This window comes from Weissella fangxianensis (assembly GCF_024718545.1).
Classification (GTDB): domain Bacteria; phylum Bacillota; class Bacilli; order Lactobacillales; family Lactobacillaceae; genus Weissella; species Weissella fangxianensis.
On sequence record NZ_JAMXDB010000059.1, the window covers coordinates 1 to 6,494 of the forward strand.

9 protein-coding genes are annotated in these 6,494 nt (G+C 33.6%); 8 read left to right on the plus strand and 1 reads right to left on the minus strand.

Going from position 1 to position 6,494, the window contains the following annotated elements:
- Positions 1–167: 167 nt before the first annotated feature.
- The 8 genes from NGR58_RS09715 (at position 168) to NGR58_RS09750 (ending at position 6,377) form a co-directional block, all read left to right on the plus strand.
- Positions 168–428 carry a hypothetical protein gene (locus NGR58_RS09715; RefSeq protein ID WP_258089305.1) on the plus strand — a complete coding sequence of 87 codons (261 nt, stop codon included), beginning with the start codon at positions 168–170 and terminating at the stop codon, positions 426–428.
- A 10-nt stretch (positions 429–438) separates the two neighbouring features.
- The gene (locus tag NGR58_RS09720) at positions 439–1,224 is read left to right on the plus strand and encodes a DNA/RNA non-specific endonuclease (RefSeq protein ID WP_258089306.1); all 786 of its coding nucleotides are present in this window, start codon (positions 439–441) and stop codon (positions 1,222–1,224) included.
- A gap of 2 nt (positions 1,225–1,226) precedes the next feature.
- Positions 1,227–1,907 carry a hypothetical protein gene (locus NGR58_RS09725; protein WP_258089307.1) on the plus strand — a complete coding sequence of 227 codons (681 nt, stop codon included), beginning with the start codon at positions 1,227–1,229 and terminating at the stop codon, positions 1,905–1,907.
- Positions 1,900–2,238: a hypothetical protein gene (locus tag NGR58_RS09730; protein ID WP_258089308.1), complete on the plus strand. Its 339-nt coding sequence runs from the start codon at positions 1,900–1,902 to the stop codon at positions 2,236–2,238. Before NGR58_RS09725 ends, NGR58_RS09730 begins: the two co-directional genes overlap by 8 nt.
- Position 2,239: 1 nt before the next feature.
- Complete coding sequence (gene mobP2 / locus NGR58_RS09735; protein ID WP_258089309.1) at positions 2,240–3,691, plus strand: MobP2 family relaxase; 1,452 nt, start codon at positions 2,240–2,242, stop codon at positions 3,689–3,691.
- Between the two features lie 44 nt (positions 3,692–3,735).
- The gene (locus NGR58_RS09740; RefSeq protein ID WP_258089310.1) at positions 3,736–4,218 is read left to right on the plus strand and encodes a hypothetical protein; all 483 of its coding nucleotides are present in this window, start codon (positions 3,736–3,738) and stop codon (positions 4,216–4,218) included.
- A 165-nt stretch (positions 4,219–4,383) separates the two neighbouring features.
- Positions 4,384–5,736: an ATP-dependent nuclease gene (locus NGR58_RS09745; protein ID WP_258089311.1), complete on the plus strand. Its 1,353-nt coding sequence runs from the start codon at positions 4,384–4,386 to the stop codon at positions 5,734–5,736.
- A gap of 275 nt (positions 5,737–6,011) precedes the next feature.
- Positions 6,012–6,377, plus strand: a complete 366-nt coding sequence (locus NGR58_RS09750; protein WP_258089312.1) for a UvrD-helicase domain-containing protein — start codon at positions 6,012–6,014, stop codon at positions 6,375–6,377.
- Between the two features lie 22 nt (positions 6,378–6,399).
- Here NGR58_RS09750 and NGR58_RS09755 read toward each other — a convergent pair whose 3' ends face one another.
- The gene (locus NGR58_RS09755) at positions 6,400–6,492 is read right to left on the minus strand and encodes an IS3 family transposase (protein WP_407077141.1); all 93 of its coding nucleotides are present in this window, start codon (positions 6,490–6,492) and stop codon (positions 6,400–6,402) included.
- Positions 6,493–6,494: the final 2 nt, after the last annotated feature.

A 6,494-nucleotide genomic window follows, 5' to 3' on the forward strand; every position in this document is an offset into this window, starting at 1 on the left:
GATGCATCTTCACAATGCTGGCTTTAAAATCATCTTGATATCGTTTCATTGGAATGCTCCTATCTTGTTTTATTAATTATGGCACAACTGTTCAGAAATTTATGTACCAAATACTAGGATAGGAGCATATTCAAGTAGAAGGATTATCTGAACATACAATTAAAGTATTGAACGATGAATCAGAACGTAACAACGTTTCGCGTAATTCGCTTTTACAAATTATCATAGATAACTTTGTTCAGAACTTAGAACAAGCAAACGCTACTGAAATTTTGTTAGAACCGTTACAAGATGTTACCAAACAATTGAATACATTGACGCATGTCACGACTGAATCACAACATGCAATTTCAAAAGATTTAATGACATTAAATGATTCGATTAATCGTATGATCCAATATATGTATGACGATTTTTACGGCAAATAGGGAGGCTAGCATGTATAGTTTTCATCATCGTTGGATTCGTCGATTTAGTATCATTTTCGTGATTATTTTGGCACTGCTTATTTTTATAAAACGTGATGCGATTTTAGATAAAGTCTTTAATCGAGTTGGAGAATCCAGTGCTGTACCTGTTGCTAAAAATATTGATAATCAAGCTAATGACTTAGATGCAAAAGATTACACGAACCAACAAACAATTCCAGTTGCAAATAATCAACCCGACTTTAAACAAAGTGACTTAGAAACACAAAAAGGTGGATGGTTAGACCTATCACGACGAGATTGGTTAGGCCGACCCAGACAAGTCAATGCCATGTTAGATAAATCACGAATGCCAACTGAAAAAAGAAAACGATTAACAGTTAAAACGCCTGGCTATCATGTTTATAAATTTAATCAGACCGGGCAGGAAAACTATCTTTATAATCGGTCACATTTAATTGATTATCAGTTATCTGGTTTAAATAACGATGCCCGCAATTTAGTTACTGGAACGATGGCATTTAATGCGACTCATCAATATGATCAACAACAGTCTATGGAAGATTACGAGAACGCAGTTGCTGATTATTTGAAACAATCATCTAAACATTTTGTTCGTTATCAAGTAACACCGTTGTATCGAAATGTGGAACGTGTCCCACGTGGTGTAGAAATGCAAGCTCAGTCAATTGGTGGTGATAGTATCAAATTTCATGTGTATGTATTTAACAGTCAACCAGGTTGGCAGATTAATTATTATACTGGAACCGCCTTACAGAAAAATGGAGAGAATTAATAATGCAAACATTAAGTGAATTTCGACAAAAATTAAAGCGTAAAAATCAAAATCGTTTAAAGTATTTAAAGAAGAAATTTAAAAATTATTCAGATGAAGATTTAGATCAACAAGTAGCAGATGAAGTCCATGGCATTATCAATGTTTCGGAAATTTTAGATTACAATCCTACTGATGAAAAGTTATTAAAAAGACAGATTGCGATTAAAACTAGCCGTCAGGAAGTGTGGTATCGCAATGCAATGTCTACTTGGTTATCACAGCATCCAGAGGTCGGGGTAAGTGGTGAAAATAATGCGGGCATGTATCGCTTTGCCTTTACTTTTTTTGTTAATCAAGTCATTCTAAATCCAAAGAATAATAATCTATCGTATGGTGATCTATTGAAGGCAACGGACGAAATAAATGACGTTGATCCAATGCTGAATGAAATTAATTATCAGATGAAGGACTTAAAGGAAATTGCCTCATTTACAGCAGCGATGGAGTATCTAGAAAATGTCACGTCATTCGGCCCGGCTCGACAACTTGATGATGTTATACAAACAGATATTCGCTCAGAGTTAGACGATTCTAGTCAGTATGCGAAAGACTTTGCTGCTTACCAAGAACGTCGTAAACAAGATTTATCTAATAAACGAAAGCGTCGTAGAAATGAAGGAATGGAGTTTAAACATGACTAAAACATCATTTGATTTACAAGCAGCGTTGGAAAAATTACATGAAGAAGATTGGTTGCATACAGAAGAAAAGGCTTTTAACGATGCTGATGATATTATCGAATCAGAAAAAGATAAAAAATACCAACAAAAGTATTATTGGGTGGCACAATTTTCACACATACTGATTAATCAATTTGACCAAAGTAGCCGTGCTTGTTCACGTATTTTACGGCAGTCGGATCATAAATATATTGCACGTGCGATGAAACGCTTTCCAGAAAGTGATTTTAATAATTTATCAGAAATTCAAGAAGCTTTGGATACGTATTGCAAGGAGCAGGGGATGAAATAAGATGGCAAAAACGGGGGGCTTTGCTAACTTTGCAACCGGTGAAAAAAAGACCGGTGCTGTATTGTTACCCACGCACTTTACAACGGCATCACAAGCAAATAAAGAGGGTAAACAATTTGGTAATTTAGTTCGGACGTATGCAGCAAAAAGTTCTAAAGTCATGGATGAAAATAATCAGTCACTGGTGGATGTTACTGATGCGGAAATGGCCTTAACAGTTAATGATAGCTTTGGATACAGTTCTCGCTTTTCAGCAACGGGTGACGAGCACCCACTATTTGATGGGCAGACATTGAACATGACTGACGAGCAGATGGATCGTCTAGAAGATCGTTTAAATACCGCACCGGAAAATGGCAATATCTTACATGAAATGGCTTTTTCAATGCGGGGTGATTGGTTAGTTGAAAATGGCTTATTTGATCCAGAAACTAAGCAATTAGACCAAGACCGATTAAAGCGTGCGGAACAGCATATTGTCCAGGATTTATTTAATAAAGGTGGCGCACAGCCATTAGGAGAAAGTCCAGATGATGTGGTGTGGTTTGGGGCGGTTCATCAGGACACTGATCATTTAAATATGCACATTTGGTATGTGAAGGAATCTAAAGAAACACGGCCTAGTATGTTGCATCAATCCGGTGAACCCAAAGGGGTGATTGACTTTATTGCTAAGAAACAAGCAGAGAGTAAATTTCGCTATGAGTTAGAATCAGATGCTACTAAAATTAAACGCGCTGATGTCTATGAAGCGGTGGGCAATTATCGTAGCAGCATTAAGAACGATACGTTATCTAAGCTAGATGAAACGCACCGTTACACGGCCGACCTTCAGAAAATTTTTGAGGTATTACCCAAAGATTTACGGGGACGTTGGAAAGTTGGCAATACTGATAGTTTAGTAACTGACGACTCTAGCCGGATGGCACCAGCTAATCGGCAAATGAATCAATTGATTGATACGATGCTAACTCATGAATTAAAAGATGATTATCAAGCTTTTCAAGCAACAGCACAAAAGATGGATTCAATGATGACGGAAACACATGGTGAACAGCATCGAGGTCAGCTAAAGTGGTCAGAAAAACAAGACAATCGCTTACGAAAAGAATTAGCTAACGGGATTTATCGTCAATTCAACGAAAATTTTAAAGACGCTCCTAATGATCAACGGAGAAAAAGTGCAACTGGTCAACCATTTAAAAAAGATAAACACGGTAATTTTGAAAAAATCCGTCATGCTAATGGTATTGACAATGATCACCAAAAGGACATAAAAAGACTAACGGTTCACCAAAAACCGTTAGCACCAATGGGTAAGCTCAATAAGATTGCTAAACGAATGACTAAACAAAGTCGCCAAGAGCTGCAACAGATGCACCGAATGATACAAGATATGGATAAGTCTATGACACAAAACGTTAGTGATGAATCATCGTCACAATATATTTAAGTACTTATAACGTACTGACATTTTATGATTAAGGAGAAAATTACATGAATAAATTATTAACAAATATAATCATTTCCACTATTGCAGTGATACTTCTTTGGATAGGAGTAAAAAAAATTTTAAATTGGCATTCTAAATTTAAACTAGTTGTATATGCCATTTTAATATATTGTATAAACTTAATTGTGTTATTATTAATAACTCTCTCAGGAGTTGGGAGTATTTTTCACACAAACGGAGAGATAGTAATTATGTTTTTAGTCGGTATACCCATATATACATTACTATTGGTACCTTTGAACTTACATTTGTTGAAACAAGAAGAATTCTCCAATACTGATAGGCTCTTTAGAAAGTTACAGGTAATATTTGAGTTAGTATTGATTTTGTTGACTTTCAGTCTGATACTAGTAACATTAACTAGCTTAGTATCCAAGTCTCTTCAAATGGATGTACTAATCTATATAATATTAATTTATTTGCCAGTTGTTCCGATTATGGGAAGCTTGAAGATTAAAAACGCATAATATTAAAAGAATGGTACTTTATTTTAACAATTAATATTATTCAATATATTTTATTGTATATAATTAAAATGACCGGTAATATTAATGATGATAACCATGTACATAATGAATATTCTGGAATGTAAAATAACATAACAAAAGTAATTATTTTGGGGTAAAGATAAAATGAATATTAAAAATTTGCATCTGATGGGTTTTAAAAATTATAGAAAGCATACTAAGTTTCTTTTTAACGATAAAATGAATATTTTAATTGGAGATAATGGTGTTGGAAAGTCAACTGTCCTTCAAGCCATAGAAACAGTGCTTAGAATAAAAAATAGTGGTGCTTATTCGGATGAAACCAAATTTGCGAATTATATAAATATTCAAGATAAATTGGATTTTGAGCAAAATGAAAGTTTATGGTCTAGTTTTGAAAAATTGCCTAGAATAGTGATAGTTGTTGAATTGAATATAGATGCTTCTCTCCCTAAATATATGAAATTTAATGGGAATTATCATCCAAAAATTACAGATGATTGGGAACTTGGAGATACTGGGATTGTCTTTGAGTACAAATTTGATGAAGATTATTCTTCTGAATATTTAGAATATGTGAATTCTGTTCGAGAATTACCAGACGATAATTATACTATCCCATTTGATTTTTATAAAGCGGAGTGGAAAACATTTGGGATGGAGTATTTTAAGGTAAATCAGGATCCCTTAAAGAGCATTATAATTGATAACTCTAATTGGGCTGGTGATCCATTTAATGCTTTTGCAAGACAATTGTTCAAAACCTATGATTTAAAAAATCAAAAGTCAATGAGAACATCATTTAGAACAAAAGTGATTGATTTGTTTGAAAATGATGAGGACAATAATAAAGCTAAGTATAAGTTAAGAATTAATCCTAATATTACAAAGTTGGAATCAATACTGGATGTGAGCGACTCTGATCAGATATCTATTAGACATTTAGGAAGTGGTACTGAAAATAGAGTTAAGACGAAGTTAGCACTGGAAAATGAAAGTAGCAATTTAGTTTTAATTGAAGAACCAGAAAATCATTTGTCTTCGGCCAATACACGAAGTCAAATTACTGATATCCAAAATAGCCAAGAAAATGCACAGTTGATTCTTACAACTCATAATTCCCAAATAGTTACTAAATTGGGAATTAGGAACATAATTTGGCTGAAAGAGTTAGATGCTATAACTCCTTTAAAATTTAATAACTTAAGTTCCAAAACGCAAAGCTTTTTTAACCGAAAAGATGACATGAATTTTTTGAGCCTAATTAATTTTGAATATACAATTCTTGTTGAAGGTGCTGCTGAATATATATTAATGGAGACTTTTGTAAAGAAAATATTGGAGCATGACTATGACTCACTATCTTCAAAGATAGAAGTAATTTCTTATGAAGGGCGATATTATCAACCTTTTGCAGAACTTGCAGAAATAACGGGTGGGAAAACCCTAATTTTAACAGACAATGATAGAGAAGCAAACAGATTAGAGGAGATTTGAAATTTTAATTTAGAACATGATAATACACATATCTATTCAGGAAAAGATATAGTAAATGAATGGACTTTTGAAGCTTGTATATATGAAGAAAATGGTGACTACATTGATGCAGAGCAATTATTTACTAAAAGGCCGAAGAAAAATAAAGAATATCCGGAGCGTCCAGAACGCCTGAATTACATGCTAAATAATAAGACTGATGTAGCCCTGGAAATGATTTCAAAATTTGAAGAACAAAAAATGACAGTACCCAGTTATATTGAGGAGGGTATTCAATGGTTAGTCCGTCAGAAATAAATAAAAAAGTTATTCTTGCGAAGGCAGGTTCTGGTAAAACAACGTATATCACCACGGATGATGCTTTTAACTTTAAAAGAATTATCTATATAACCTATACTAATAATAATGTTGCGAATATTAAGGAACACTTGTCTAAAAATCCAAATATTTCGACTGATCACGTTTTAGTATGTACTTATCATACATTTTTGATAAAAAATTTTTTTCAACCATTTATTCGTGAATTTCAACAGTATTTCGAATCGGAATTCTTTTTAAATTCAGGACTAAATTGGGTTGAAGAAAGCGTAATTAGCAGGCACAAAAGATTTGCAAAGAAAGAAAATGTGACCTTGAACTGAACCCCAAAAATTGGAGAGAAGTTTAAGCAACTAGCTGGTCGGAAAGATTTCGGTATTGAACCGGAGTTTTTCCGGCCAGTTTTGTTTTAATCCGTTTATTATTGTAGTAATAGATAT